Raw genomic sequence first — 26,868 nt, 5'->3', positions numbered from 1 at the left:
CTGGCTTGTTATTACTTCCACGGTTTACGGTAATTCACTCCCTGCAAATCAAGCAGAGGAAGGTGTCCTTTCAAACGTGATAAATAGTCGGTCCAATTGCGGTGTTGTTTTTCAGTCCAACATGCTTCAGCCATGGCCGTTAGGCGAGGGAAAATCATGTAGTCCATGCGCGATTGGTTGTTGATGATTTCGCACCATAGAGCGGTTTGAATGCCCCAAATGCGTTTTCTGATTGGGTCGTCTTCAGGTACTTCTGCTAACGGCTCGTAGTTGTAGGCTTTCTCTAGTGGCAACGGGTTCGCCCAGTCCACACCTGGCTCTTCTGGTGCGTAATCTTGAGTCATGTCTAAGTAAGTGGTTTGTGCTGGTTGTAGCACCACATCAAAGCCCTGGCGAGCGCAGTTCAGTGCTGCTTCTTCGCTTAACCATGAGTAGATCACGGTGTCTTTGCTGACCTTATTGCCGTGCTGGGCTTCTTCCCAGCCCACCATACGTTTGCCCAACTTGCGCAGCTTGTCTTCGGCGTGGCGTAGGAAGTGGCCTTGCAGCTCTTTGTAATCGGTGTAACCCAATTGCTCCATTAACGCTTGGCATGCCGGGCTCTTTGACCACACGCCATTAGGCACTTCGTCTGCGCCGATATGTACATAAGGAGCTGGGAATAAAGCGGCTACTTCCTCAAGAACTTTGTCGATAAACTCGTAGCTTCCCGGTAGAGCAGGGTTGATGACATTGTCGTTGTAGTGCTGGATACTACGATATTCTGTTGAGTCCTCTTTCTCTACCAAAAGGTGCGGCAGAGATTTGATCGCTGCGCGGCAATGTCCGGGTACATCAATTTCAGGAATAATCGTGATGCTACGTTGCGCTGCAAACTCTATAACGTCTTTGATTTCTTCTTGGGTATAGAAGCCACCATAACGCTCAGATAAATGAGTATATTGAGGTTCAATCGCTTCATTTACACCTCGCCAAGCGCCAATACTGGTTAGTTCTGGTAAGGATTTAATCTCAACTCGCCAACCTTCGTCGTCAGTGAGGTGCCAGTGAAAAGTATTAAACTTGTAGTGTGCCAATAAGTTAATGAGGCGTTTCACTTCCTCTACAGAATGGAAGTGACGAGCACAATCTAGCATCATGCCGCGGTAACGAAAGCGAGGGCTGTCTTTGATTGTGACGCAGACAAAATCGAGAGTGGATGCTTCTCTCCCCGCCTTAACTAGCTGCAACAATGTCGCTGTCGCGTGTATAAAACCGGAAGTGGAACCTGCTTCGATCTTAATCGATTCTTCCGATATCTTTAGCTTGTAGACGCCTTCGTCTAAAGTCGGGTTTCCTTTAAATATTACATTGCCACTGTTTGATTCTTTTACTGAGAACTGATGAATGCGCTGAAGTTCGTCTATGAACCAATTTTGAGCTGGCTGAGCCAAATCGGTATATGTTGCAACACCAGATTGCTCAGTCAGCGTAAAGTAGCCTTCATTGACTTCAATATGATTTGGTTTCGGTAGCAGCGGCTGAGCGTGGGTTAAGCTTGCTGGAATGTCACTGCGCTCACGATAAGGTGAAGCTAAAACGATAGGGGTGACATCGACTTGAGCACGTTGAGGTTGACCATCTACCATAAAGTCGATTATCGCTTCATTAAAACCATCCGAGTAGTAACGGAATGGGTTAGAGCCAATGCTAAATTCACAGTAGTAGTGATGGTTGGCAGCCAGTACCATGCCCTCAGGTTTGAGTGTGCAAAAGCTACCAATCTGAGTCAGTTGACCATTTGAAACGCTATCTGGAAGTATGTAGCGATCAAATGCGAAGGTCAGACTCCAGTTGTTTAGGTCCTGATCGCTCAAGTTATGAAAGGTGAGTCCGAAACGGCAGTTTTGTTTTTGCTCAGAAAGGACCACTAAATCAACACGATATTCCATGCTCACTCCTATTCAACACTTACCGAGTAAAGGTTATGTTCTGGCTTGCCAGCAAACATAATTGCCCCTTCAATCGCATCAAACTGAGGCTCTACCACCCATTGTTGTACTGGTGGAGATAGCCAGTGCAGAATTCGCTCGGCAATGCTACCCATCAAGCAAATACGAGTTGCGCCGCGCTTATTCAAAGCAACTAAGAACATTTCTATGTCCGCTGCGGTTTGCTTTAGCATTTCAATCGCCAGTGCATCACCTTGTTCTGCATGTTGGAAAATTGCTGGAGAGAACTGACCGTAATCGCGAGGCAGAGCTTGCTTAGACCATGCCACCACGTTGTCGACGTCATTTTCAAAATGAGCCATAACGTGCGCGGCCAGAGGTGTTTTTTCACGGATGCCATCTTCTGCCAGCAAGACTTGCTGAATTAGGCGTAGACCCATTACAGCACCGCCGCCTTGATCGGATATTGGGAACTCTCGGCCACCAACAACGTGTTGCTCAAGGCCTTTTAGGAAAATGCCGCAAGAACCTGTTCCTGCAATCATGATCGCGCCATCTTCACCGTTATGCGCACCAATACATGCTCCGTAAGCATCGGTATTGAGTGTCATACTGGCAAATGGGTGTTCCAAAACCATGAATGCTTGCCAAGAGGTTTTATGCTCAGCTCCTGCAAGCGCTAAACCTACGTGCATAGAGGCAAAGTCTTGTTGGGTTAGGCCGCCTTGCTGTGCTGCTGAAGCAATAGATTCAAGAATCGATGCCATTGCGACTTCTGCTCCCAACATAATGTTGGCACTACCACTTTTTGCTTCGCCAATGAAGTTGCCTTGCGCGTCTTTGATACGGGCGCGACATGAAGTGCCACCGCCATCAATACCTACAAAATACATCCCCATGTTTATTGTTCCTTGAATGCTTGAGAGTTCGCTAAAGTTGAGATGTGCTGAGCCTGACTCATTACGGCGAGTAGATACCAAGCACCATGTGGGATCCATTGTTCTCCCCAGCGCCAGTTTTGAAGCATGTCGTCTTTCTGTGCTGGTGGATTAAATGCAATGTCTTCCTCATCTTCAAAGCCGCCAGTAATGCCGTTACATACGCCACCTTTTGCGTTGAAGAAACCGTATTGCGGAAGGTAATCAGGGTTATTGCGGCCGTGACCGTCTAACATGCACATGTCGTACGGGTTTAAGCCAACAACCCAGTTCATAGAGTCTTGTGCCAGTTTTGAAAGCTGCTGCTGTAGAGTTTCTGACTCGATGAAAGGTTGCGCCACATAAGCCATAGCTGCCAGTGAACCCAGGCGAGCATTTTCACCTTGCCACCAGTAACCGGATTCGTTGTTGTGTGCCACAAAGAACGCATCACGTTTGGCCTCATCCACACCTTTTACGTATTGTCGAGGGTAGCCAAATGGGTTGGTTACTTTGTTGGTGATAGAGACTTCAAATTCACACGCTCTGTTGATGGTTTGTTTTACTGGTGATGCGAGCTCAGAGTCGTCTTCAATTGATAAGTACTCACATAGTGCGATAACAGGAAGCCCGGCTTCTGCCGCATGGAAATAAGGGCGGCTACCATCTTGATTGGCTGACCAGAAGTGTTGAATGTGCTCATCACTCATTTGACGAGCTGAAAGACGGTTGGCCCACAAGCGGCTTTCTTCTATGTAGCGCGTTTCTTTCGTCGTTTTGAATAGCTCCACTGCGGCGAGCAGCGCGCAGTATTCATCGATGATGTTCTCTTGACCATCGTTTAGATATTGGGTGTTGTGTTCTTTTAGGTGCCAATAACCATTTTCTGCCGCATTGCGATATTTTTGTTGGTCGAACTCACCGTGAAAGTCTAGGCGTGCTGCTGAGGCTAATGCCGCAATGCTAACGCCGGCTCCTTGTCGGTAACCAGCTTGGTAGTCATCAAGCTTATGACCAAGTTGAGTTTCGTACGCGCAAATCTCGCGTTGCGCTGTATCTTTACTCCACTTGTCGAACACGGTCATGTAGAAGAAGCCTTTTTCATTTTGCATACGAACAAGGAAGTCTGCGCCGAATAGTGCTTCTTCAATGAGGCGAGTTTCTGTGAATTTAGCCAGTTTCTCGTCGCCTTGGAGCAGAGACAAACCTTTCAACATATTCCAAACCACCATAGGGGTTTGTTGAGGGTTGAGGTAATTGGCATAGGACAAGTGGCTTAGGTATTTGCTGACGTCACCTGATGCGTCATACCAACCGCCATGAACATCCGCCGTCTCGTTAGAGTTAAGTAGTGGTGCTTGACGATCTTGTTGATCGAAAATACCGCCACAGCGTTGCGACTTAAAATAGTGGATCACATCGGATAGAGTGTGATCGAGAAGAATGTGTTCGCCGATCTCAAAGTGAGATGAGCGTAAATGATCGAAACGAAGATAGTAGTGACCTGGAGTATTAAATGAAGAAAAGTCGATCAGGTAGAAATGACCTTGATGCCAGTTCGCTACTTTGCCTTGCTTCTCTAGGGTTAGGGTGGCAACCGTCTGATGACTATTGGCGCAAACCAATAAAGCCGTATAAGAAGACAGGCGTGATCGGCTCGTCTGGATGATAGCTTTTTTAGGGCCCAGACGCTCATAACCAATATGGTTAGTCAGTAGCAGCATTCAATTTCTCCGGGAAACAATAAAATATAAAGGGAAAAAGGGGTCAGGTTGATGCCTGACCCTCGTTATGATTAATCTTCGAATAAGTAACAACGAACAAAGTGGTTATCGGACAGTTGCGTCACACCAGGCAGTCGCTCGCGACATTTTTCTGTGGCATGAACACAGCGCCCAGCGAATGGACAGCCCACGGATTCTGGTGTCCACAGTGGGATCTCACCTTTGTTGCCTTTTAGTTTCTCGTGAATTGACTTCGATGGATCTGGCACTGCTGAAACCAGTAGCTGCGTGTACGGGTGTTGAGGATCATGAATGATTTCCTCTGTATCACCCCATTCAACCATGTGGCCCACGTACATAACTGCGAGATCTTCAGCGATGTAGCGCGCTGTTGCGATGTCGTGAGTGATATAAAGCAGAGACATTTGCTTCTCAAACTTCATCTCTTCCATCAGGTTAAGAACACCGGCACGAATTGAAACGTCGAGCATTGACGTTGGTTCGTCAGCCAGCACCACTTCTGCGCCGACCGCAATGTTACGAGCCAAGTTCACACGTTGGCGCTGACCACCAGAAAGTTGGTGTGGGAACTTTTGCGCGGTCTCTTTTGGCGGAATCAGACCAACTTGTTCTAGTAGGTCGTACACTCGCTCTTCCAGTTCCTTCTTGTTGCCCGGTGAAACCTTCTTGTGGATCAACAGTGGGCGAGCAATATGGTGGAAGATGTTGTGTGTTGGGTTTAGCGAGCCAAACGGGTCTTGCCATACCATTTGCACGCCTTCGCGGTAAGTCATCAAATCGTGCTTAGACGTGATATCTTGAATATCACGACCTTTGTACTCGATGATGCCATCGGTCGGGGCGTACATTTTCGCAATCATTTTTGCGGTAGTAGATTTACCTGAACCAGATTCACCTACTACTGACAAACCGCGGCTTTTGTACATTTTGAATGATACGTCGTTGATAGCACGCATCTTAGACTGCTTGATTGAGTTACTGTTTAAAGGGAAGTCCTTAACGACATTTTTACCTTCAATCAGCAGTTCGCCGAGTTGTTTGCTCATAATTCTCTCCAGTGTAATTTTGTTCTTAGCTAGCGTTATTTTTTGTTGTTAAACCTTGGCTTGAGCAATCGGATCGCCGTATAAGTGGCAGTTTGAGAAACGACCAGGTTCAATTTGACGCAGCTGAGTTGGTACTCGAGTACAAGCTTCGTGGACGCGTTCGCAACGAGCTTGGAAGCGGCAGCCTTGAGGAACTTCTAGTAAGTTCAAAGGGTTGCCTGGAATACCAGTCAATTTGGTTTTAGGACCAGTTAATGGAGGGAAAGAGCTACCCAAACCTTTAGTGTAAGGGTGGTAAGGACTTTCCAGAATTTGCTTAGAAGGCGCGACTTCAATCAGTTCACCCGAGTACATGATGCCGATGCGGTCAGAGAACTCGACCATCAATGACAAGTCATGGGTGATGAACAAAATGGAGAAGCCAAACTCTTCTTTAAGTGCATAGATCTTCTGCAGAATCTCACGCTGAACAACCACGTCTAGTGCCGTCGTTGGTTCATCCATGATGATCATTTTTGGATTCAGAGCCAAAGCAATAGCAATAACCAGACGCTGACGCATACCACCAGAGAACTGGTGCGGGTAATCGTTTAGACGGCTAGGGTGGATATCTACGATTTCCAATAAACCTTCAGCGCGAACTTTCGCTTGAGCACGAGTCATATTGGTATGACGCATGATTACGTCACAGAACTGCTCTTCCATAGTAAGAACCGGGTTCAAAGCGTTCATTGCGCTTTGAAATACCATCGACATCTCGCTCCAGCGGAAGGCTTGCATGCGGTCATCGCTGTATTTGAGGATATCTTCACCGTTGAAGATAACCTCACCACCTGTGATAAACGCTGGCGGCTTATGAAGGCGCATTAGCGAGAATGCAACGGTTGATTTACCACAGCCTGATTCACCGGCTAGGCCGAATACTTCGCCTGGTGCAATATCAAAGCTGACGTTGTTACAGGCGCGGACATCGCCCGCGTCTGTAATGTAGTCTACGCATAGGTTACGGATAGAAATTAGTGGTGCAGTCATGATTATTTATCTCCGCTCCATAGTGCATTTTGTGGTGCCAATTCTGGCTCACGTTCTTTCTTGTCTTGTGCTGCCAATTTCTTCCAACGCTTCATGCCTTTGTGAGAACGAAGCTGAGGGTTAGCAATTTCATCTACTGCGAAGTTCAGTAGAGCAAGACCTGTAACCAGTAGAGTCAGTGCAATACAAGGAGCTAGTACTTCCCACCATGCGCCGATAAGCATTGCAGACGAAGTCTGTACGTTGTACAGCATGATGCCCCAGCTGATAGTATTTGCATCGCCTAGACCTAGGAACGAGATTACCGCTTCTGTGTTGATTGCTAGCATTACCGAACCGATGAAGCTTGCGCCCACGATAGGGATAAGGTTTGGCAAAATCTCAACGAAGATAATACGGAACGACGATTCACCCAGTACTTCAGCGGCTTTCACAAACTCTTTCTCGCGCAGTGCCATCGTCTGAGAGCGAACGACACGGGCGCCCCAAGCCCAGGAGGTACCAGCGATGATCAAGGCAATGGTGAGCGGGCCTGCCTCCCCAATGAAAGCAGCAAGTACGAACAATAGTGGGTACTGAGGAATTACCAGCATGATGTTCATTGCTGCACTCAAAATGTCATCGACACGACCACCAAAGTAGCCAGCTGAGATACCGATTACCGTTGCTAAGAAACACACAATAATGCCAGCGCCAAAGCCAACACCTAGCGATACTCGAGCACCGTAAGCCACTTGAGACCAAACATCACGACCCATACGGGTTGTACCCATAACATGGTCAGCCTTCTTAGACATGATCAGTGTGCGACGGTCATCAGCAAGGTTTTTCGCGACCCAACCATCAGGGTTATTCTGCGCCTGCTTCACAACAAAGCCCGGGTACTCATGTGGATTACCTGTACGTTTGTCAGGAGCATGCTTGGTAATTAATGGTGCGGCAATTGCCACGAACAGGAACACAGTTACGATACCTAGGCCAATACGTGCGAACGGGTTGCCCAGAATTAGTTTGAATAGATCTTTCATGATTATTTGCCTCCCTTACGTAGGCGAGGATCTAGAATCATGTACAGCATGTCTGCCATTAAGTTGAAGCACAGCATGAACATGGTCATGATGATTAGCTGACCTTGAAGTACTTGGTAGTCACGTGCGTGAATTGCGTTTAGAAGAACGGTACCTAGACCTGGGTAGTTGAAGATCATCTCGATAATTAGCTGACCACCAATCGCCATACCTAGTGACATGGAAAGTGCTGTCACACTTGGTAGAAGAGCGTTACGTGCAGCGTAATTGAATACTACGCGGTTTTCGCTCAGACCCTTACCTTTTGCCATTGTGATGTAATCTTCAGCAAGAAGGTTGATCATGTTGTTACGCATGTTTACCAGGAAGCCACCAATCTGAACAATCGTTGCACAGAATAATGGCAGGATTGCGTGGTAACCAACGTCTTTTAGGAACTCCCAGCTAGTCCAATCTGGAATAGTACCTGGAGTGTAAGCGTAACCTGATGGGAACCATTTCAGACCGATTGAGAATGTAAATAGCGCTAGCATTGCGATAACCATTTGTGGAATCGCTTGAACAATCAGTGTGCCTGGCGTAACGAAAGCATCATATTTGCTGCCACGCTTCCATGCCGCGAAGATACCTAGTACAGAAGCAATCGAGAACGAAAGTACTACTGCAGTACCAGCAAGAAATAGTGACCAGCCGAATGCACTACCTAGTAGGCTGTTAACTGAAAGCGGGTAAAACTGAATAGAAGTACCTAGCTCCCAGCTTAGAATGTTTTTGATGTATGACAGGTATTGAATGTAAATAGGACCATCAACGAAACCTAGCAACTCTTTCATTGCTGCGATTCTTTCTGGCGTAACCTGTACTGAAGCGTTAGCGAACATCATGGTAACTGGGTCACCAGGCATTGCTCGCGGAATAATGAAATTTAACGTCGCTGCAACCAAGAGCGCGACAAGATAGAACGACAAACGTCTTAAAAAATAACCCATAACTCACACCTTACTCACCCAGATTTTTTCCCTGTTTCTGGTTTCAGGTCGCTCCTAGCGAAATTTAGAGCGAAAAATCCCCTGACGACGAGCGCCATATGTTGCTTTGGTCACGAGGGGATTTTTTATAGGCGGCACACGGAAGGTGTGCCGCGAGGAATGAACTTCTACTTATTTAACCGGTTTTAGGTCCAGTACGTGAAGTAGACGCTCTGGGATACCAGCCCAAATGTTTGGACGGCCCTTAGGATTTTCTTCGTTCCACCAACCAGTGAAGCGAGTTGTGTTGTATTGGTACATGTAAGCACCAGACATCACAGGGATAGTTACTTGGTCTTGAGCGATGATTTGCTGAATACCGTGAGCAATCTCTAGCTGCTTCTGCTTATCAGCTGTTTTGTAGAAGCTGTTAAGTAGACCATCTAGTTTCTCGTTCTTGTAGAAGTGCATCGCGAAGCGAGGCATACCGTCACCAGATTGCAGTTTAGAGTTGTAGCCGCTATCCCAGTACAAGTGTGGATCTGCGCCGTGGAAGTAGTTGGTGTACGCCACGTCGTAAGTACCTTCTAGCATCGCTTGGTTGTACACAGAGAAATCTGGTGTACGAGCACGAGCTTTGATGCCTACTTCAGCTAGTTGTTCAACTGCTAGCTGTACTGTGTTGTTGAAGTCTGTCCAACCGTTTGGAGATTGAATTAGAAGTTCAAAAGACTTGCCTGATGGAGTATCAACGAAACCGTCTTTGTTTACGTCTTTAAAGCCAGCTTTTGATAGAAGCTTCTTAGCACCTTCAACATTGTACGTGTTGTAGCCTTTGTACTTGTTGTGTGTTGCTTCGTCAGACCATGCTTCGAATGCGTAGCCTAGACCAGATGCGAAGTCATTCACTGTACCGCCGCCATAGAATGCGATATCGATAATAGTTTGACGGTCAAGTGCCATAGAGAATGCACGACGGAAATCAACGTTTGTTAGTGCTTCATTTTTAGCTGCGTCTGGGTTCTTGAAGTTCACAACAAACGCTTGAGTGCCTGAAGGCGGGTACCAGTAGTGGTGGCTAGGGCTTGCTGCAGCGTAAGTACGGTCGATATCAGGAACGAATGAAGACGTCCAGTCCATTTCGCCGTTAACAATCTTACCTAGGAACTGGTCGTTGTTCGCAATTTGAGGAACACGTAGACAGTCTACATCTAGGTTAGCTGCATCCCAGTAGTTCGGGTTTTCACACTGGATGTATAGCTGAGGAGTGAAAGTATCGATCTCTGTGAATGGACCAGTACCTACAGGGTTTTCGTTAGTGAATGTTGATGGATCTTTCACTTTGCTCCATACGTGCTTCGGTACAACTGGTACTTTCGCGATTTCGTAAGGAACGTTTGAGTTCGCCTCACTTAGACGGAACTTCACTTGGTAATCGTTAACTTTTTCAACGCCAGTAACCCAAGAGTTGATACCAGATTGGTCTAGTTCAGGTTTTTCTTTTACTAGGTTGAATGAGTAAACAACATCGTCAGCAGTAAATGCTTTACCGTCAGACCACTTCACGCCTTTACGAATATCGAAAGTTACGCTCATTAGGTCATCGGCCATTTTGAAGTTTTCTGCTAGACGGAATACAGGCGTGTTACCATGCATTTCGTTGAAAACTACTAATGGCTCGTAGATGAAGTCTGTTGTTGTGTGCAGGTTAGTTGCACCCAAGAACGGGTTAAAGTTACGAACAAAAGTTGTAAACTCTTTAGGGTGGATAGTCAGCTCACTACGTTCAGCTGCTGTTGCTACTGATGCGAAACCTGTAGTAGCAGTGGCAATAATTGCTGTTGCTAGTGCTGTTTTTTTAATATTGGCAAGCATAGCTGTTCCTTACTATTTGCTTTCATTTCACTAATGGAATTGAATGTCATCAATTGATAAACACTCTCTAAGGCCTACCTCTGTCATTACAACTGAGTTCTAGAGTGGCCTGTAGGCCTTAGGCAGGACTAAGAAAACACCTTATCTACTAAATAATCAAACTCGATTCCCGTTAAAAACGTTAAAACACATCAAATCTCCGTTATAAACGTCATTTCTGATTTAATTTTGCTCTCTGAGCGTATTTTTTGAACATTGATATGCCTCGCAGTTTATATGGGGTTAAACTTGTTATGTTAGTGATTGCTAACCTGTGGTTATTTTTAAATGCAGGGGTTTTTGCCTTTTGATTACATTGGAGATCTGGCTCACAGCGTAAAATGACGTTAATTTATTAGGTGAAATTTAATCTGCCGTTCTGTTGTGATTGACGTCTCAATCTACATCAATTGTTGGTCTTATTAGCCTGATTGGAGTGAAAATGGCTGTTTTTGTAAGCGAAAGAAAGCAGCTGAACATGCTTTTTTTATACGAGAAATGAAGTGTGATTGAGGTGTATTTTGCAAGATAAAAAATGGTAAATCAGTAGAAAATGAAGGTGATAAAAATAGCGTAAGATAGCTCATTGAAAATGAGTTCTGTTGTATTGCTTCCAATGTTTTGGCTGCTCCTGTTGGCACCTAAGTTTGGTGTCGACTTGAATAATCTCAAGGTTGTGGTTGGCCAAGGTGCTTTGATTACCTGAGTTGGGGAGTGATAGGAGCCAGAGCTATGGAGTGCCTAGTTAACTTGCACTGGGTGAAAAAAAGCCCCACCGGGCTGGTGGGGCTATTTAATAAATTGGCTAGCTAGTGAGTAACCTCTGCAGTTTATCGCGCTGTGCTTCAATGTGGCTACGATCGGGGCTTTGTTCTTTACAATGCTCAAGAATAAACTCTATAGAGCTTAGTACCGTTCGCCAACGAGGTGTCTTAGGTAGCGTCTCGATACGTAGGTATTTATCTAAGGTTCGTGTTTGGAGGGTGCTTCTGTCTAAGTACACTCGCCAAAGGCCGCTTTGTTCTGCAAAAGCAAATTTACTCTCTCCGGTAGCAGACTCCCAGTAATCTAGGGCATGAATCATGGTATCAACCAGTATTTCCCGCATTAGATCCTGCTTATCCTTCTTGTTACCCAGAGCTTTATCAGCTAGGCGTGTAAACTCGCCACCCAGTTCCTTCAGCTTTTGTAGTTGGTCTTTATCGCCGTCAAATGCATAGCTAGACAATACTTCTACAGCTGTTTCCAGATTGTAAATTCGAGTCGCGCTTGCCCCCCCTCCAACGTTAAAGATATACATGACGTCGAGGCCTGAACCTTCAGGAAGCTTGAGGATATCCGCTTCAATATTTTGGCGAACATCTTCAACATAAATATCAATTTTTCCGCAGTAATGAGGCTGTTTAACGGTCAAATATTTAGGGGCGATAAGCTCGTCTGCAGATGAGCGTCGCAACTGTTCTAGGCTGCGCTTGAACAGTTTGCAGGCAGCCTCATTCGCAAATCGAATTCGTTGGTCTTCCCGTAAACATATGATCGCTTCAGGAGCAGACTCTAGCTGCTCTAAAAGTCGCCCTTGAGTTTCTAGCAAGCTAGCTTCTACTTGAGCGCGTTGCTTTAGTTCACTCTCAAGCTGCTTGTTCTCGATTCGACGTTGCTCTGCCTTACTTGCGGTTAAATGTGCTTGAATCCTTGCTGCTAGTTCATGCTTATTGAATGGCTTGGATAAATAGTCATTCGCGCCAGCTTCAAATCCTCGAACACGATCTTCAGTTTGATTGAGTGCAGTGAGCATAATGACGGGAAGCTCGGCATGATCGTAGTGTTTACGTAGTTCGCTACAAACTTGGTAGCCACTCATTCCAGGCATCATGATATCAAGCAATAACAGCTCAGGTTTTTCTTTCTCAACAAGTTCTAGTGTTTCTGGACCATCGGTTACCGTTCTTACTCGGTAGCCTTCAAGCCGTAAGAAGCTTTCTAGCACACGTAGGTTTACAGGCTCATCATCAGCAACATACAGTAGTGGACCGTCCGGGTTCTCTGGAAGTGAAGGCTCCTCATTTACTTCGACTCCGTTTTCTGGCACCTGGAAATGGCCACGAACTGAAAGGTTTTGAGTCAGAGAGATCTCATCTTCACTTGCTACAGGTAGCGTGAAACTAAATGTAGTACCAACCATCGGCTGGCTACTCACGTAGAGAGAGCCGCCCATCAGTTCAATCAATTGACGGCTGATCGATAGGCCGAGCCCAGCACCTTGGCGGTATCGGGTGGAGTCTTGGCCTGCTTGAATCAGAGGTTCAAAGATGTGCTCTAATTGCTCCGCTGGTATCCCTTGTCCTGTATCTACAACTTGCACTCGGATGTGATCGTCTATCACACCTGCTGAAATAACAATTTTACCTTCAGATGTGTACTTAATCGCATTGCCAATAAGGTTATAGAGAACTTGTTCTAAGCGCTGAGGGTCGGCCGATACTGGAACAAGATCACTAGGAACTTGATTGATAATCCGAATCGTTTTGTTGCCTAACAAGTGGCTAGACAGCTCAAGAACCAGTTGCGTAGCACTTGGTAAGTTAACGGCAGATTTTTGAATATCCATACTGCCGTAGCGCATCTTATGGTAATCAAGTAGGTCGTCAACTAGGCTGGCGAGTCGTTGGCCACTTTTAATAATGATATCGAGCTGGTATTTCTGGCTCGCGGGAATGACTCCATTCGCTCCAGAAACTAATGTCTCGGCAATGCCAACCATCCCATGTAATGGTGTTCTTAACTCGTGAGAAGTGGTGGCAAGGAATTCATCTTTGAGCTTATCAGCGAGCTGCAAATCCTCATTTTGCTTTTGAATGAGTTTAATGTTGCTCTCTAGTTCTGCATTTTGTTGTTTAATCGTCTGGATTTTTTCGCGGATAGAGCGCTGCATTCGTTCGAAGCTGATTGCCAGGCGACCGATTTCGTCTTTTCGTTCAGTATTAAAAGTCGTTTCATCTAGATCACCAGCGGATACTTTCTCTGCTGCCCAAGTCAGCTTAAGTAAAGGGGAAGTGATGAAGTTAGATAGGTAGTGCGACGCAATAATCACTAGAATAATGGCGATAAACATCGCGATAACAAACAACTTTTCTAATTGATGCACGCGAGCAAAGGCGAGTTTTTCTGGCAATTGAACTACTAGCGCCCAAGTAATCCCTCGATTGCTGATTGGCGCAAATGCAGCCATGATATCTTCACCCACTCCATTGGTGTAAGTTTCTACGCTAGTTTCACCTTGTAGCGCCTTATCAACCACGATTAAGCTATTGTTAATTTCGTTACTTTTGGTGTTGATTGTCCTTGGTTTATGGTCAGACCCAACTAAAAGAGTTTCGATAGGAGTGTCACGGTTGATCTCCGCTATTAATTTGGTGATCCCGTTACTCGGTAGGCGGAACATTGCATAGCTGTGTAGGTAGCCTTGTTGGATAATTGGAGCGCCAAGCCAAGCAACTTGTTTACCGTTTTCTACATCAAAGTCAGAAATAACAACTGGCGTATAGTCTTCATTGACTTTACGGCGAGCACTTACATCTTCAGATAGGCGCTTGAATGTTCTGCCTAAAGCGGCATCTTTATAGCGTCCTGTTAGTAGGTTGGTACCGTAGTTGTCATCTTTGTTGATTGAATACGTCACGTTGCCGTCAATATCGACCAATAGAATGTCGTTGAAGTCAGAACGTTTAAGCAGCTCTAGGTATGCCCAGTGATAACGTTTATGTAGTAGTCGATAACGCTCACTACCTACGTAATTGGAAGATTCGGGTAAAATCGACGTTTTTATCTGATCACCACTACCTTTTATGTAGCGTTGCTGTGCATTTTCACGAGATTCTTCTTCACTTTGACCCAAGCGATTAAATGCATTCACGAGACCATAGAAGCGTCCGCCGCTCGCGTATGCGAGCTCAGAACGAACAAAGCCCATGACTTCGGTTTCTTGGGCTGCAAAATAATCTAAGATTTGCTGCTGCTTAGTATCACGGACAGAGAGAAGATGAGATGTACTCTGTTCTTGTAAATCTTTACTGTGTGATTGTAGGAAGAAAATCGCAGTGATCGTCAAAGGCGTAATACTTAAGACCAGAAATGCGGTCATGAGAGTATTCTGCAGTCGCTTAAATTTCTGCTTTTTGTAAAACTTAAACATGGGATGGTTACAACTCATAAATCGGTAAGTTGTTGAAGATAAGACTTACCTTGGTTCTCGTTAAAAACGGATAAGAAGTTAATTCGTTAGAATTAACAAAATTAACGAGTTTTTTTTCTTTGACAAGAAAGTTGGTTGTAAACCGTGCTGAACAACGCAAATTTTCGCGGGAGAGGCAACTAATGTGTGAATAACGCACAGTAATTCTACCGTGCGTTACTAAAAACGTTATTTTTTTGCGTAGTAAATAGAGAACTTGTTGGTCTTATTTAGCGTCTCGCAATTATTGAATGCTTGCTCAATAATTGGTGGGTATTTCAAGAAACTATTAGCCACGATTACCATCTCACCATCGGCTGTCATGTACTGTGGTGCTTGACCTAACAGCGTTTCTGCTGCGTTGTAGTTGGTATCTAAACCGCTGTGGAATGGTGGGTTACTGATGATAAAGCGATAGTCATTGGCGGTATCAGAGTAAATATCTGACGCAAATACACGGCCAGTTATCCCATTCGCCTCTAATGTTGCTTGGCTAGAGGTGATCGCGTATGCGTTGATATCACACATTTCGATTGCGATTTCTGGGTTGGCTTTGGCCATAAACGCACCAAGCACACCTGCACCACAGCCAAAATCGAGCACTTTGCCAGACAGTTTAGGCAGGGTTTCAAGCAGTAAGCGGCTACCTAAGTCAAATTCACCATGACTGAATACACCAGGAAGGCTCTTAACCGTAAGTGATTGCTCACCCAGAGTGATGGAGTAAGACTTAAACCAGTCGGCTTGATTGAACGGTTTCGATTCGTTAAGGCAAGTGCCCCAATAGAACGAACAGCGACGTGCAGAGTCGTATTTGTTCACAGGGCCATATTCTTTGAACATCTTCTCAATGCTCTTGATGCCTGAGCGGTTCTCACCAACGACGACGATTTCTGTATTGATGCCTAACTTAGCCATCAACATCGCTAGCAGATATTCCGCCTCAGCTTTAGCTTTTGGCCAGTATAAAAGGACCATGTCTGCTTGTGTTTCAACGTCAAACTCAGATCCAAAATGACTTTTCACTTTGTCAGAGGTTTGAATTTGGCGGTAGTAGCTGTAGTTGGAAGTAAACACTTCTACAGATTCGCAATGCTCCACTAACTCTAGCGGGAATAAGTCTTCAACTTCTCCTGCGACTAAAACGTGTTTTCCGTTGAAATACTCAAGTTGGCGCTGAGCAATTTGGCTAGGTGCGATGTAAGCAGACATAAATTAGGTTCATTAGAAATAATTAGGGGCAGATTTTCGCACAATCTGCCCCAAGCTTGAAGTGCTTAAGCGATGACTAGCTGTTGTCTTGTTGGTTGAGGAAGTCTTTGAACTCTTCTTCGTAGATATTAAACAACACCATGGTCACGGCAAAGATCAATGGACCGTAGATAAGACCAATCAAACCAAACAGATGCAGACCACCTAGTAATGAGAAGAAGATCATAAGGGTGTTCATGCCGGCGCTACCTTGCATTAGCAGCGGACGCAACAGGTTATCAATAGAGCCAACCACGACCACGCTCCACACCGTTAGGAAAATGGCCCAAGTCGTATCACCAGTTAGGAATAAGTAAGCGGCTGCCGGAATCCAAATTAACGCGGTACCAACGACTGGAATGAAAGATGCGAAGCCCATCATAGTGCCCCAGAACAGGCCAGGGAAGCCTGCCAACCACATGCCAATACCACCTGCAAAACCTTGAGCTATCGCGGTCAAGAATGACCCCATAACTGCGGATTTCGATACTTGTTCAATCTCGGTCAGAATCTTGTCTTCTTGGCTACGAGAAAGCGGCAAGATGTGGCGCATTGCTGAGATGATCTTATCGTGATCACGCAACAGGAAGAACAACACAAACAGCATCAGGAAGAAGTCCATCAGGAAGTTCGTCGCATCACCAAGGATTTTTGCACTGATAGCAACAAGGTTTGAACCAAATGATGTGGCGAATTGACCAATCTTCTCTGCGATAGCTTGAGGTTCTATTTTATCGAAAGGTAAGTACTCATTAACTAGCGCTAAACCTTTGACTACCCATGGGTGTTGGAAGATATCTTGGATACCACCATTGGTCACCCATTTATAGGTATTTTGAGAAAAGACGGAACCTTGCTGAACGATGGCAGCAAAGACAAACAACAATGGAATCACAATAATAAAGGTTAGAACCACACAAGAGAGTAGTGAGACCAAGTTTTTATGGTTAGGCATTTTGCTCTCAAACCACTCATGTATTGGGAACATAAGTAGCGAGATGATAAAGGCCATTACGATTGAGTTTACGTAGGGTTCAACCAATAAATAGCAGGCAAAAGCAGCGGCGAGTAGTGCAACAACTAACACTCGGTGACTCGACGTGATTTTTACATTGTTCGGCATGGGATTAATCCAACTTACGGATGATGTTACGGCTAGCGCTTTATACCACAGCGTCAAACCTTTATTACTTTGCACCGACGATTCTTTCAAGCTTATGACATAGCCGAATTGGGAAGGTGCAACGGACCTTGTTATAATGACCACAAATCAGGCAGTTATCAATCAAGAGATAGAAAAATGGGTTGTTGTAACGGTGACAAGAAGTGTCAGAGTGAGAAGAAAAACAAACGCATACCGTGGTTTGGTATTGTTATCGGCGTACTCGCTATTCTCGTGATTTTTAATTGGCAAGCATAGCTCAGACAATAAAAAAGGACCCTGAAGGTCCTTTTTTGCTTTTGGTGTGCGAGTAAAAAGCTTACTTAGCTTCTTCTGCTAGAATCGCGAAACAGCGATCTGCTGCTTCTAGTGTTGCGTCGATTTCTTTTGAACCATGAGCAAGAGAAGTAAAGCTTGCTTCGAATGCTGATGGTGCAAGGTATACACCGTGTTTTAGCATTAGGTGGAAGAAACGTTTGAAGCGCTCAACGTCGCACTTAGTCACGTCTTCGTAGCATGTTACGGTTTCTTGGTCTGTGAAGAAGAAGCCAAACATACCGCCCACTTGGTTTACTACCATTGGGATACCGTGTTTCTCAGCAAGTGCTTTGAAGCCTTCAGCAAGCTGTTTTGTTTTCGCCGCAAGACGTTTCTCGTTGCCTTCTTCTTTTAGAAGGTTCAAACATGCAAAGCCCGCAGCCATCGCCACAGGGTTACCTGAAAGCGTACCCGCTTGGTAAACAGGACCTGTCGGCGCTACGTATTGCATCACTTCTTTACGACCACCGAAAGCACCCACTGGCATACCGCCACCGATCACTTTACCTAGGGTCGTTAGATCTGGTTTGATGTTGTAGTGTGCTTGTGCGCCGCCTAGTGCTACGCGGAAGCCTGTCATTACTTCATCAAAAATCAGTAGCGCGCCTTCTTGGTCACAGATTTCACGAAGACCTTCGTGGAAGCCTTCTACTGGTGGGATACAGTTCATGTTGCCCGCTACTGGCTCAACGATGATACATGCGATTTCGCCTTTGTTTGCTGCGAATAGTTCACGTACTGAATCTAGGTCGTTGAATGTTGCCGTTAGCGTATGCTTAGCAAAATCTGCAGGAACGCCAGGAGAGCTTGGTTGACCTAGAGTTAGTGCGCCAGAACCCGCTTTTACTAGCAAGCTGTCAGCGTGGCCGTGGTAACAACCTTCAAATTTCATGATCTTGTCACGACCAGTGAAGCCACGAGCTAGACGGATAGCACTCATGGTCGCTTCTGTACCAGAGCTCACCATGCGGATTTGTTCCATTGATGGCACTAGCTCAGATACAAGCTCAGCCATCGCAATTTCCATCTCAGTTGGTGCACCGAAACTTAGACCGCGTTGTGCTGCATCGATAACCGCTTCACGGATTACTGCGTGGTTATGACCTAGAATCATAGGACCCCAAGAGCCAACGTAATCAATGTACGCTTTACCATCGGCATCAAAAATCAGGGCACCGTCTGCTCGTTCGATAAATAGCGGAGAACCGCCAACGCCGTTGAATGCACGAACTGGTGAGTTCACACCGCCAGGAATGGTTTGCTGAGCCTTTTGATATAGCTCTGATGATTTGGTCATGGGGTTATCCTCTTTTGATTGCTCGGACCAAGTGGAGCGCATTGTACCTAGCTAAACTCAAGTTAGAAACGTTTTGGGTAATTTATGTGTAGTCTGGCGTTGTAATCTTACATATCAGCATCGGATATAAAGAATCGGCGGTGAATACTTGAACGAGTTGGTCAGGTATTGGATAATCGCTCTAATTAGCACAAATTTGACGTCTTGCTTCAGGCTTGACGCATTACACGAGTGAGAGAGGTCTTCGTGAGCGAAGTAAACGTACCATTATCTTTTTCTGATGCAGCGGCATCTCGCGTTCAAACGTTGATTGCGGAAGAAGAAAACCCAGCGCTGAAATTACGCGTATACATTACTGGTGGCGGCTGTAGTGGTTTCCAATACGGCTTCACATTTGATGAGAACGTAAATGAAGGCGACACAACAATCGTAAACAGTGGTGTAACACTGGTTGTAGACCCAATGAGCCTGCAATACCTAATCGGTGGCGTGGTTGATTACACGGAAGGTTTAGAAGGAGCTCGCTTCTTCGTCAATAACCCAAATGCGACGACAACTTGTGGTTGTGGTGCATCATTCAGTGTTTAATTAACACGACAACAGGCAGCCAATTGGCTGCCTGAGTTTTACGTAGCAGGAAGTCACGTAAACGCACTCCCAGTTCCAAAGAGAGCTGAGAGCTAAAAATAAAAAGGACTTTGTATGTCTGGATCTTCTTTTGGACGTCGTATTGTAGAGCGTCCATGGCTAGTCTCTCTAACGCTTGTGATCGCTTTAGCTGCTTGGCTCGCAATGGGTCAACTTAAAGCACAAGACGAAACGGTTTCTCCTTCAAACACTCAAGCTGAAGACACACCTGTTGCTAAGGTGATGTTCAACTCTTTTACAGCCCAACCAACCAGCAAAACCATTGAACTGTACGGTCGCACCGCGCCAAATCGACAAGCTCGTCTAGGGGCAGAAGTCGCAGGTAAGATCATCAGTTTGAATGTGCAAAAAGGGCAAAGCGTGAAACAAGGGCAGGTGATTGCCAATATTGATGAGCGTGACCTCGATATTCAGCTTAAACGCGCCAAAGCGATGCTGCGTGTTAAAGAAAAAGAGTTTAAAGCTGCAGAGTCTCTGAAAAATCGAGGCTTACAGGGGGAGGTTGCGTTTGCCACAGCACAAGCTGCATTGGTTGATGCACGAGCAAATCTAAGTAACGTTGAAACTGCACTCAAAAATACCAAAGTAAGAGCGCCTTTCGATGGCATTCTTGACCATAGATTCGTTGAAGTTGGTGACTTTGTTGGTGTTGGCGATCCGATTGCCACCGTTATTGACCTTGAAAAGTTAGTCATCGAAGCGGATGTTAGCGAGCGTCATATTCAGTATTTAAAAGAAGGCCAAGTCGCTGACGTTCGCACTATCAACAACCTTCACCACCAAGGCTCAATTCGTTATATCGGGCGCGTATCTTCTACTTCGACCAATACCTTCCCAATTGAGATTGAAATTAGCAACGATGAAAGTGCAATGCCTGCGGGTGTTAGCGCTGAAGTGGTATTGTCGCTTAGTGAAGTGATGGCAGTGAAAGTAACCGCAGCCATGCTCGCGTTAGATGAAGCAGGTAATCTTGGTATCAAAACGCTTCGAGACCAACATGTCCATTTTGTGCCGATTCAACTTGTGAAAGCCGAGAAAGATGGCGTTTGGCTATCAGGGTTGGGAGACCAAGTGGACATCATTGTACTTGGGCAAGGTTTTGCGCGTGATGGTGATTTAGTGATGGCGACCAAAGTGGATGACGCCATTGAAGCCGTGAACCAGCAATAAGGAGGCAATATGTTTGCTTTGATTGATGCTGCGTTATCGCGTGCACGTACGATGTTAACTTTGCTAGTGATGATTCTTATTGCTGGCGTGATTACCTACATTACGATTCCTAAAGAATCGAGCCCAGACATTACAATCCCAATCATTTATGTGTCAGTAGGGCACCAAGGTATTTCTCCAACAGATGCGGAGCGCTTATTGGTTCGTCCAATAGAGCAAGAGCTGCGTTCTATCGAAGGGGTAAAAGAGATGACCTCGGTGGCCTCTGAAGGGCATGCCTCAGTGACGCTGGAATTTAGTGTTGGTGTTGACCTAGCTGAGGCCATGGCTGATGTGCGTGATGCGGTTGATCTCGCTAAGCCCAAACTGCCAGCAGATAGCGATGAGCCGACAGTAAACGAGGTAACATTTGCTTCCGAGGAGCCGGTTCTCACACTGGTTTTGTATGGCACGGTTCCTGAGCGCACCACAGTGCAGATTGCTCGAGCACTGCGTGACAAGCTAGAAAGCTATCGTCAGGTATTGGAAGTTGATATTGCCGGTGATCGTGAAGACATCGTTGAGATCGTGGTCGATCCGCTATTGATGGAAAGTTACGGTTTGGATCAAGCCGATATCTACAATTTGATTGCTTTAAACAACCGAGTGGTTGCTGCCGGCTTTGTCGATACGGGTTATGGTCGCTTCTCGGTTAAAGTCCCTTCCGTATTTGATTCTCTAAAAGACGTATTAGAGTTGCCGATCAAGGTTAATGGCAAAGAGGTGATCACTTTTGATGATGTTGCGACAGTGCGCCGAGCCTTCCGTGACCCTGAAAGCTTTGCTCGCTTGGATGGTGATCCGGCTGTCGTATTGAATGTTAAAAAACGTGCGGGCGAAAACATTATCGAAACGGTTGAACTCGTTAAGCAAGTCCTAGTTGAAGCTCAAAAGCGAGCGGATTGGCCAAATAACCTGCAAGTTAAGTATACGTGGGATCAGTCTGACGATGTCAAGCTGATGCTTAGTGATCTACAAAACAATATCCTTTCCGCGATTATCTTAGTGGTTATCGTCATTATCGCGATACTTGGTGTGCGAACCGCTCTCTTGGTAGGCATTTCCATTCCTGGCTCATTCCTTACGGGCTTATTGGTGCTTTCGGTATTTGGCTTAACGGTCAACATTGTCGTGCTCTTCGCGCTGATCATGGCAGTCGGTATGCTGGTGGATGGTGCTATCGTGGTGACCGAATTTGCTGATAGGCGTATGCAAGAAGGTACGCCACGTAAAGAAGCATATCGAGACGCGGCAAAACGGATGGCTTGGCCTATTACGGCATCTACTGCGACTACTCTTGCTGCGTTTGCTCCGCTATTGTTCTGGCCGGACATTACGGGCGAGTTTATGAAGTACTTGCCATTAACCTTGATTGCGACGTTAACAGCTTCGTTAATGATGGCGCTGCTGTTCGTGCCGGTCATTGGTGGAATTATTGGTAAGCCACAAGTGGTTAACCCTAAAAGCCAGCAAGAGATGATTGATCTTCATAATGGCGAGTTTGATAAGGCCACCGGTATTACCAAGCTTTACTATCAAACGCTCTCGGTCGCTATCAAGCATCCACTGAAAGTTCTATTCAGCGCCATACTACTCGCTGGTGGTGTCGGCTTTACTTATAACAAAGCGGGACTAGGGGCGGAGTTCTTCCCTGAAGTGGATCCCGCTTTCTTTACTGTCAAAGTGCGTTCTTATGGTGATTTGTCGATCAATGAGAAAGACATCGTAATGAAAGAGATTGAGAAAGTAATGTTAGGGCATGATGAGTTTGAAAGTGTCTACACGCGCACAGGCTCCGATTCAAATGATGGTGATGAGATTGGTCAAATTCAGATTACCCCTGTTGACTGGCAATATCGCCGTAAAGTGAAAGACATCATTGAAGAACTCAAACAAACCACTAACCAATTCTCAGGCGTGGAATTGGAGTACAAATTCCCCGATGCCGGACCACCAGTTGAGCATGATCTCGTGATTGAAATGTCGGCGCAAAATTCAAGCATTGACCAATTAGACAGTGCAGCCAAAGTGGTTCGTCACTGGGCTGATCGTAACCCTGCGCTAACTAACTTGAGTGATACCACTAATAAAGAAGGGATTGATTGGCAGATTGATATCCGCAGGGACGATGCTTCTCGCTTTGCCGCTGATGCGACTCTAGTTGGTAACACCGTCCAGTTTGTCACTAACGGTTTGAAGATTGGTGATTATCTTCCGGATGATGCCGATGAAGAAGTCGATATCTTAGTACGTTATCCGCAAGATAAGCGTGATATTGGGCGTTTTGATCAGCTGAGAGTGAAAACGGCTGCGGGCTTAGTACCGATTACTAACTTTGCTCAAATTAAACCGGATCATAAGCAGGATACGATTCGCCGAGTTGATGGGCGCCGAGTGGTAAATATCAAAGCGGATATGGTTGAGGGGTATAACCTCGCACTAGAGCTGCCAAAGATAGTGGCGGAAGTGGCGCAATTGGGTTTACCGGCTGGGATTGAGTTTAAAATTCGAGGGCAAAACGAAGAGCAAGAGAACTCTTCCGCTTTCTTGCAAAATGCTTTTATGGTTGCTCTTGGTGTGATGGCGCTTATTTTGATTACTCAGTTTAATAGCTTCTATCAAGCCTTTTTGATCCTAAGTGCAGTGCTTTTCTCTACGGTCGGTGTGTTTGCTGGATTGCTGATTTTCCAAAAGCCATTCGGCATTATTATGTCGGGCATTGGAGTGATCGCACTGGCCGGGATTGTTGTGAACAACAATATTGTATTGATAGATACTTACAATCAGATGCGTAAACGTGGGTTAGAAAAATCAGACGCGATTTTGCGTACCGGCGTACAACGTCTGCGCCCAGTGCTATTGACCACGGTAACAACGATACTTGGCTTGTTGCCGATGGTATTAGAGATGAACATCGATTTGGTGAACCAGAAAATAGAATTTGGTGCACCGAGCACACAGTGGTGGTCGCAGTTAGCCACTGCAGTCGCTGGTGGTTTGGCTTTTGCGACTGTGTTGACCTTGGTGCTGACACCGTGTCTGTTGATGCTTGGCCGTGAACACAATATTGATGAACCTGACCCTAAAACAAAAGAGGCAGCTTAGGCTGCCTCTTAGTTATTGTTCAATTTAAATCGTTTTAATTACTTCATTGCGAGCAATTTACTGTAGCGATCTAGTTTGGCCATGCTGATTTTTGCATTCGCCATAAAGGTTTGCTTTGCTTTGCCGGTTAGCGATTTGGACTGTGGTAATTTAACCGTTCTCGCATTCTTATGAACGCCATTGACTAAAAACTCATAGTGTAAGTGCGGACCAGTTACTCGACCTGTTCCACCCAAGGTGCCGATAGTTTGTCCTTGTTTAACACGTTGGCCTGTTTTTACCATTCTCTTAGTTAAGTGTAAGTACTTGGTAATGTAAGTATTACTGTGCTTAATAAAGACATAGTTACCGTTGAACTTATTATAAGCAGACTTCTGTACGACACCGTCACCAGCTGCCCAAATTGGCGTACCCACCGGAGCAGCATAGTCTGTCCCTCGGTGAGGGCGGACTTTGCCAGTCACAGGGTGTAAACGGCGAGGGTTGAAGTTTGATGTTACACGACGAAAATCCAAAGGTGCACGCAAGAAAGCTTTCTTCATGGCGCGGCCGTTCTCATCGTAGTATTTCCCCGTTTTCTCATCCAAAATAGCGGTAAACTTATCGCCTTGGTTGTGGAATATTGCTGCGATGATTTTGCCGCGTCCAATTACTTCACCTTCAACCACCTCTTCTTGATAAAGTACGCGAAAAGTGTCGTTTTTACGAATGTCCAAAGCAAAGTCGATGTCCCAACCAAAGATCCCAGCCAGCTCCATAATCTGGTTAGCATTTAAACCCGAAGAAATTCCGGCATTCCAGAAGTTAGATTTGATGGTCGCTTCAGCGTAGTTGTATTGGTAATCGACTTCTTTTTTATCAACTTGAGAGATGTATTTGCCACCCTCAGACTTAATTCTAAATGTCTCGAATGCGTTGAGTGTGCGTTTTAGCTGAACAAAATTATTGTTCTCATCAAAACCAAACTTAAGCTCGTCTCCCGGACGAAGGCGGGTAAGCTGATTTTTGATCTCTTTATTAGTCGTAATCAGGTCGTGGAGAAGACGAGGTGATAAGCCGATACGATTGAATAGCACCGCAGCACTCTCACCATTTTTCACCGTATGTGTTTCCCATCTTAGCACTGAAGGAAGTGAGCTAAGGGATGGGTTAGATAAGTTTGTTGGCAGAGAAAGGGGGACAGGGTAATGCTGGCCGATTTCTAATCGGCTTTGCTCTGGTGCTAGGTCTTGAGGATCGGGTAAAAAAAACAGTGCAACAACAATGAGAGCACTAAAAACACCGATCAATACTTTGTGCAAGAGTGGAAGTCGGACGAAAAATGAATGCATGAGTATTGGATAACTGATTTAAACGTAAAAAATGACAACTACCTAGTCTAACGTGTTTCAAAATGCATCGCTATTCAAGTAAGATGTCCAGCTATTAACTTTTTGCCAAATCTGTGGGAGTGAACAAGAATGGCGAGCATTGAAGCTGCACTAGCCGAGATTAAGCGCGGTGTTGAAGAGCTGATTCCAGAAGAAGAGCTTATCGCAAAACTAAAAGAAGGTCGTCCTCTACGTATTAAATTAGGCGCCGATCCAACAGCACCTGATATTCACCTAGGCCATACGGTTATTTTCAATAAGCTTCGCTTGTTCCAAGAACTAGGTCATGAAGTGACGTTCCTAATCGGTGACTTCACTGCAATGGTTGGTGACCCAACAGGTAAGAACACAACTCGTCCACCGCTAAGTCGTGAAGACGTTCTACGTAACGCTGAAACGTACAAAGAGCAGGTGTTCAAGATCCTAGATCCAGCTAAGACTAAAATTCAGTTCAACTCTGAGTGGCTATCTGAGCTAGGCGCAGAAGGTATGATTCGTCTTGCTGCGAACCAAACTGTTGCTCGTATGCTTGAGCGTGACGACTTCAAAAAGCGTTATGCAGGCGGTCAGCCAATCGCTATCCACGAGTTCATGTACCCACTGCTTCAAGGCTGGGATTCAGTAGCAATGGAAACTGACGTTGAACTGGGTGGTACTGACCAGAAGTTCAACCTACTAATGGGGCGTGAACTGCAAAAATCTCACGGTCAAAAACCTCAAGTTGTACTGATGATGCCGCTTCTAGTTGGTTTAGACGGCGAGAAGAAGATGTCTAAATCGTCAGGCAACTACATTGGCATCAGCGAAGCGCCAAGCGAAATGTTTGGTAAGATCATGTCTATCTCTGACGATCTAATGTGGAGCTACTACGAGCTATTGTCTTTCCGTCCTCTAGAAGAAATTGCACAGTTCAAAGCTGACGTGGAAGCAGGTAAGAACCCACGTGATATCAAAGTACTGCTAGCGAAAGAGATCATTGCACGTTTCCACAGTGAAGCGGATGCAGATGCTGCTGAGCAAGAGTTCGTGAACCGTTTTGCTAAGAACCAAATCCCTGACGAAATGCCAGAGTTTGATTTTGAAGCAGGCACTCCAGTAGCAAACCTACTGAAGGAAGCGGGTCTATGTGCTTCAACTTCTGAAGCAATGCGTATGGTTAAACAAGGCGCTGCTAAGATCGAAGGCGAGAAAGTTGCTGATGCGAAGTTTGCTCCTGAAGCAGGCACTTACGTATTCCAAGTCGGTAAACGTAAATTCGCACGTATTACTATTAAGTAATCAATAACTGTTCAAAATGAAAGCGCCTATATGGCGCTTTTTTTGTATAAAAATTTGGTGAATTAGCCTGAGATGAACTGTAAAAGTTGTCTAACTTTGCTACTATACGCGCGCTGCTAGATGAGCAGCTTTATCGGAGATTTACATGAACAATACCGACCATCCTCCCAGTTGCTGGGTGAGTAAGATTAAGGGAGCGAAATAACCCGCTTCGGTATTGGCGATCTCCGCCTTACCTGAGTGGTGAGGCATCTTTTCTAATTTTTCCTTCTTGTTATTTCCTTTCATAAATTCTGAATAGACAGTGCTTTGGCATTGATGTTTTCGTGCGCCCCAAGTTTCAAATCTATGAAGCGGGTGTATTGAACGTTGTTTGCGTGCGTTGTCGATGGTCGTTACCAATGCCAATCGGGAGATT

The 26,868-nt window shown here is 45.5% G+C and carries 18 protein-coding genes; 4 read left to right on the top strand and 14 right to left on the bottom strand.

Annotated features, from left to right (window positions below):
• Positions 1 to 11: 11 nt before the first annotated feature.
• The 12 genes from J4N37_RS12955 to hemL form a co-directional block, all read right to left on the bottom strand.
• Positions 12 to 1,931 (bottom strand): beta-N-acetylhexosaminidase, encoded by a 1,920-nt coding sequence (locus tag J4N37_RS12955; protein WP_045393903.1) that lies wholly within the window; start codon positions 1,929 to 1,931, stop codon positions 12 to 14.
• An 8-nt stretch (positions 1,932 to 1,939) separates the two neighbouring features.
• Positions 1,940 to 2,830 carry a glucosamine kinase nucleotide-binding domain-containing protein gene (locus tag J4N37_RS12950; protein WP_045393906.1) on the bottom strand — a complete coding sequence of 297 codons (891 nt, stop codon included), beginning with the start codon at positions 2,828 to 2,830 and terminating at the stop codon, positions 1,940 to 1,942.
• A gap of 2 nt (positions 2,831 to 2,832) precedes the next feature.
• Complete coding sequence (locus tag J4N37_RS12945; protein WP_252041127.1) at positions 2,833 to 4,572, bottom strand: glycoside hydrolase family 9 protein; 1,740 nt, start codon at positions 4,570 to 4,572, stop codon at positions 2,833 to 2,835.
• 71 nt (positions 4,573 to 4,643) lie between these two features.
• Entirely contained in the window at positions 4,644 to 5,639 is a 996-nt protein-coding gene (locus J4N37_RS12940; RefSeq protein ID WP_045393911.1) for an ABC transporter ATP-binding protein, read from the bottom strand.
• Between the two features lie 48 nt (positions 5,640 to 5,687).
• Positions 5,688 to 6,671 (bottom strand): ABC transporter ATP-binding protein, encoded by a 984-nt coding sequence (locus J4N37_RS12935; protein WP_010450116.1) that lies wholly within the window; start codon positions 6,669 to 6,671, stop codon positions 5,688 to 5,690.
• Between the two features lie 2 nt (positions 6,672 to 6,673).
• A complete protein-coding gene (locus J4N37_RS12930) occupies positions 6,674 to 7,699 on the bottom strand; it encodes an ABC transporter permease (RefSeq protein ID WP_010450114.1) in 1,026 nt (341 codons plus the stop codon).
• Positions 7,700 to 7,701: 2 nt separating this feature from the next.
• Positions 7,702 to 8,688: an ABC transporter permease gene (locus tag J4N37_RS12925; RefSeq protein WP_038884262.1), complete on the bottom strand. Its 987-nt coding sequence runs from the start codon at positions 8,686 to 8,688 to the stop codon at positions 7,702 to 7,704.
• A gap of 171 nt (positions 8,689 to 8,859) precedes the next feature.
• On the bottom strand, positions 8,860 to 10,542 hold the full coding sequence (locus J4N37_RS12920; protein ID WP_010450110.1) for an ABC transporter substrate-binding protein: 1,683 nt from the start codon (positions 10,540 to 10,542) through the stop codon (positions 8,860 to 8,862).
• Positions 10,543 to 11,386: 844 nt separating this feature from the next.
• Positions 11,387 to 14,773, bottom strand: coding sequence for a response regulator (locus tag J4N37_RS12915; protein ID WP_010450108.1), 3,387 nt, complete (start codon positions 14,771 to 14,773; stop codon positions 11,387 to 11,389).
• A 228-nt stretch (positions 14,774 to 15,001) separates the two neighbouring features.
• Complete coding sequence (gene rsmC / locus J4N37_RS12910) at positions 15,002 to 16,024, bottom strand: 16S rRNA (guanine(1207)-N(2))-methyltransferase RsmC (protein ID WP_252041125.1); 1,023 nt, start codon at positions 16,022 to 16,024, stop codon at positions 15,002 to 15,004.
• A 76-nt stretch (positions 16,025 to 16,100) separates the two neighbouring features.
• Positions 16,101 to 17,186, bottom strand: coding sequence for an AI-2E family transporter (locus tag J4N37_RS12905; protein WP_009707537.1), 1,086 nt, complete (start codon positions 17,184 to 17,186; stop codon positions 16,101 to 16,103).
• A 358-nt stretch (positions 17,187 to 17,544) separates the two neighbouring features.
• The gene (hemL, locus tag J4N37_RS12900; protein WP_009707535.1) at positions 17,545 to 18,840 is read right to left on the bottom strand and encodes a glutamate-1-semialdehyde 2,1-aminomutase; all 1,296 of its coding nucleotides are present in this window, start codon (positions 18,838 to 18,840) and stop codon (positions 17,545 to 17,547) included.
• A 246-nt stretch (positions 18,841 to 19,086) separates the two neighbouring features.
• Here hemL and erpA point away from each other — a divergent pair, with 246 nt between their 5' ends.
• From erpA to J4N37_RS12885, 3 genes are all read left to right on the top strand, one after another.
• The gene (gene erpA / locus J4N37_RS12895; RefSeq protein ID WP_005439421.1) at positions 19,087 to 19,428 is read left to right on the top strand and encodes an iron-sulfur cluster insertion protein ErpA; all 342 of its coding nucleotides are present in this window, start codon (positions 19,087 to 19,089) and stop codon (positions 19,426 to 19,428) included.
• A 114-nt stretch (positions 19,429 to 19,542) separates the two neighbouring features.
• A complete protein-coding gene (locus tag J4N37_RS12890; RefSeq protein ID WP_252041123.1) occupies positions 19,543 to 20,658 on the top strand; it encodes an efflux RND transporter periplasmic adaptor subunit in 1,116 nt (371 codons plus the stop codon).
• Positions 20,659 to 20,667: 9 nt separating this feature from the next.
• A complete protein-coding gene (locus tag J4N37_RS12885; protein WP_252041121.1) occupies positions 20,668 to 23,802 on the top strand; it encodes an efflux RND transporter permease subunit in 3,135 nt (1,044 codons plus the stop codon).
• A gap of 38 nt (positions 23,803 to 23,840) precedes the next feature.
• On the opposite strand, the gene shyC is transcribed toward J4N37_RS12885, so the two are convergent.
• Positions 23,841 to 25,133 carry a peptidoglycan DD-endopeptidase ShyC gene (shyC, locus tag J4N37_RS12880; RefSeq protein ID WP_071235320.1) on the bottom strand — a complete coding sequence of 431 codons (1,293 nt, stop codon included), beginning with the start codon at positions 25,131 to 25,133 and terminating at the stop codon, positions 23,841 to 23,843.
• A 129-nt stretch (positions 25,134 to 25,262) separates the two neighbouring features.
• Here shyC and tyrS point away from each other — a divergent pair, with 129 nt between their 5' ends.
• Positions 25,263 to 26,450 (top strand): tyrosine--tRNA ligase, encoded by a 1,188-nt coding sequence (tyrS, locus tag J4N37_RS12875; protein ID WP_005439437.1) that lies wholly within the window; start codon positions 25,263 to 25,265, stop codon positions 26,448 to 26,450.
• A 141-nt stretch (positions 26,451 to 26,591) separates the two neighbouring features.
• On the opposite strand, the gene J4N37_RS12870 is transcribed toward tyrS, so the two are convergent.
• Entirely contained in the window at positions 26,592 to 26,852 is a 261-nt protein-coding gene (locus J4N37_RS12870; RefSeq protein WP_252041119.1) for an ABC transporter substrate-binding protein, read from the bottom strand.
• Positions 26,853 to 26,868: the final 16 nt, after the last annotated feature.

The sequence above is a fragment of the Vibrio sp. SCSIO 43153 genome (assembly GCF_023716625.1).
Classification (GTDB): Bacteria; Pseudomonadota; Gammaproteobacteria; order Enterobacterales; family Vibrionaceae; genus Vibrio; species Vibrio rotiferianus.
The sequence above is the reverse complement of the archived record's forward strand: the minus strand, read 5'-3'. Positions and strand labels throughout refer to the sequence as shown.